Genomic DNA, 2,933 nt, shown 5'->3' with positions numbered 1-2,933 from the left:
ATCTTCACCTCGATATAAGTATAGCACTGATGAAAATATCATGTTTTATTTTAAAGGGCTTTAACACCGTTTTTATGGAGTTAAAATCAATTACCAACATTTAACTGAAGTTAAATTTTATAAAATAAAGATAATAGAAAAGAGGCGATCATATGATCAAAGATATCGTAAAAGATCAATTTTTTTTACAACAAAAATCAATAGATGCCACAAAGGAAGATTTACCTGTTGTTCAGGATTTATTAGATACCATTCAGGCTCATGAAACTTGTGTTGGCATAGCAGCTAATATGATAGGTGAATTAAAAAATATTATCGTTGTCTATGATGGAAAACAATATCTTGTGTTGATCAATCCGCAGATGATACAGACACATAAACCACTGTATACCTGTCAGGAAGGATGTCTATGTCATGATGGTTTGAAAGAAACAAAACGTTATGAAAAAATAAAAGTGAAATACTTAGATCAGGACTTTCGTCCAAAAATCAAAACCTTTGATAAACAAACAGCCCAGATTATTCAACATGAAATAGATCATTGTCAGGGGATTTTAATCTAATGGAAAAGAAAAACTGGTTACATAGATTAAAAAATATTGGACCAGGAGCCATTGTTGTGGCTGCTTTTATTGGGCCAGGAACGATCACAGTTTGTTCTTCGACAGGGGCAAGTTATGGATATACTTTATTGTGGGTGTTATTATTTGCGACAATTGCAACAATTATTTTTCAGGAAATGGCAGCCAGATTAGGCATTGTTACAAAAATGGGACTTGGTGAAAACATTCGTGAGAAAATTTCTTCTCGCACAATCAAAGCCATAGTATCAGTCATTGTTGTGATGGCTATCTTTGTAGGGAATATTGCTTATGAAACAGGTAATATGACAGGAGGTGCTATGGGTATAGCAACATTGCTTCCTCATGTCCCTATTTCATCAATTGCTATTGTTATGGGAATTATTGCTATGATTTTATTGTTTTCTGGAAGTTATCAATATATTGAAAAGTTTTTAACAGCTTTGGTTTTTGTGATGGCTTTTACTTTTATTTTAACGACTTTTTTATCAAAACCAGATTGGAGACAAATCATCGCTGGTTTTATACCAAGTTTTTATGATGTAGACTGGTTAAGTGTTGTTGGCCTTGTTGGAACAACAGTTGTTCCTTATAATTTGTTTTTACATTCTTCAAGTGCTGCCCAACGTTGGCAGCATAAAGAAGATCTCAAAGATGCCAGATTAGATACTGTTTTGTCTATAGGATTAGGTGGGATTGTATCTATGTGTATTGTGATTGTTTCGGCAGCCAATTGTGCAGGTATTGAGATAGAAAGTGCCAACGATTTATCATTAGCATTGCAGCCAGTCTTAGGAAATTTTGCAAGCTATTTAGTTAGTATTGGATTATTTGCAGCTGGATTGACTTCAACGATTACTGCCCCACTAGCAACAGCGTATGCCACATGTGGTATTTTAGGAATTGATCAAGATATGAAGTCTATACAATTCCGTAGTATCTGGTTTATAGTTATTGTATGTGGAATGTTTTTCATTCTTGTTAATCAGTCAACACCAACTGAATTAATATTGATTGCCCAAGTTGCCAATGCTATTATTTTACCCATTATGGCTATTTTCTTGATGTATTGTATGAATCATCCCCAACTTGGACAATATCGCAACCATCTTTTAAGTAACTTAGCTGGTATTATGGTATTGTTCATTACGATTGTTTTATGTATTCAAAATATTATCAAGATTATTTAAAAACATGTTATAAATTCTATAACATGTTTCAGGCTGTTGACAAAGTGGTAGAATTTTTTATTAAATCTACCACTTCTTTTTATTTTTTATGCAAATTGATAAATTTGTACTATTTTCCTTATATGTCTTTCTTTTTTGTTCGGTGAGGTCGTATTTATGAGACCTCTCCTTTTTTTCATTCTCGCCAATTTGCCTAAATTATGGCAGCCAAAAATAATCAACGATTCCTGTTGATTTTTCTTTAGTCCTCTTATTCTCGTAAACCTTAATCCATGCTTTTCTTTGCAGTCTGCATAGACTCTTTCTATTGTCTCTTTTCTTAACGGGTATATGTCCTTCCATTCTGGTGTATATCTGATTTCATCCGCCAATTCTCTATATTCCTCCCATACGTGTCTTGTGATGACCTTCTGGTGATTCTTGCTCTGTGTACACTGCTCTAAGAATGGACATCCTTCACAATCCTTTGGATTTGATTTGTATTCCCTGTATCCTGATTTGTTTGTTGTGGTATATTTCAAGTCCTTATTATTTGGACATATATAAATATCTAGCTTTTCATCATAGACATATTCATATTTCTTGAAGAATCCTTTTTTTGTCATGGGTCTTTTATATGGCAGATAAGGTCTGATTCCATCCTCTATGATTTCTCGACATATTGCAGGTGTTATGAATCCTGCATCCAGACTGATGTTATGTATTGAATCTCCATAGGTATTCAGTAGCTCTCTATACGCATCATGAAAAACAACACTATCGTGCTGATTGCCTGGTGCTACTGTATTATGCAGTACAAATCCATGTCTATCACAGAATGTCAGATTTGTATATGCAAAGCATTTCTGTTTTTCTCCCTTATGGAAGCATCCGCTTTCTGGGTCTGTCTTGCTTACCTTTATTGATTTTGTCCCTTTTCCTTCAATCAGTTCTCCTGTTTCTTCATCATATGCAAGCTCTATATCCTTTGTTTCCTTTAATGCTTTTTTTCCATGTTCTTCTCTATCCTTGTTGATTTCTTCCAGAAGTTCATCATCATAATGTTTCTTGACGATCTCCACGACCTTGTTTTCGTGTTTTCTACTATTGGCGTTGGCTTTTCGATGTGTTCCATCTCCAAATACTGTATCAAGATCCACAAAATCATATGCTATGGCTTCTT

Annotated in this window: 3 protein-coding genes; 2 read left to right on the top strand and 1 reads right to left on the bottom strand. The window is 34.1% G+C overall.

What is annotated here, in order from left to right; genetic code table 11:
• Nucleotides 1-152: 152 nt before the first annotated feature.
• Together B5E79_RS13170 and B5E79_RS13165 are read left to right on the top strand one after the other, a co-directional pair.
• Nucleotides 153-563, top strand: a complete 411-nt coding sequence (locus tag B5E79_RS13170; RefSeq protein ID WP_087298352.1) for a peptide deformylase — start codon at nt 153-155, stop codon at nt 561-563.
• Nucleotides 563-1,771 carry an Nramp family divalent metal transporter gene (locus B5E79_RS13165; protein ID WP_087298351.1) on the top strand — a complete coding sequence of 403 codons (1,209 nt, stop codon included), beginning with the start codon at nt 563-565 and terminating at the stop codon, nt 1,769-1,771. Before B5E79_RS13170 ends, B5E79_RS13165 begins: the two co-directional genes overlap by 1 nt.
• Before the next feature lie 86 nt (nt 1,772-1,857).
• Here the strand turns inward: B5E79_RS13165 and B5E79_RS13160 are convergent.
• A partial coding sequence (locus tag B5E79_RS13160; RefSeq protein ID WP_087298350.1) for a transposase occupies nt 1,858-2,933 on the bottom strand: 1,076 nt, incomplete at its 5' end.

Origin of the sequence: Massilimicrobiota sp. An134, assembly GCF_002160815.1 — a bacterium.
Classification (GTDB): Bacteria; Bacillota_I; Bacilli_A; order Erysipelotrichales; family Coprobacillaceae; genus Allocoprobacillus; species Allocoprobacillus merdigallinarum.
The sequence above is the reverse complement of the archived record's forward strand: the minus strand, read 5'-3'. Positions and strand labels throughout refer to the sequence as shown.

What these genes read in the sequence shown, in the direction of transcription:
- B5E79_RS13170 (WP_087298352.1), top strand. Translation starts at nt 153, where the DNA reads ATGATCAAAGATATCGTAAAAGATCAATTTTTTTTACAACAAAAATCA.
- B5E79_RS13165 (WP_087298351.1), top strand. Translation starts at nt 563, where the DNA reads ATGGAAAAGAAAAACTGGTTACATAGATTAAAAAATATTGGACCAGGA.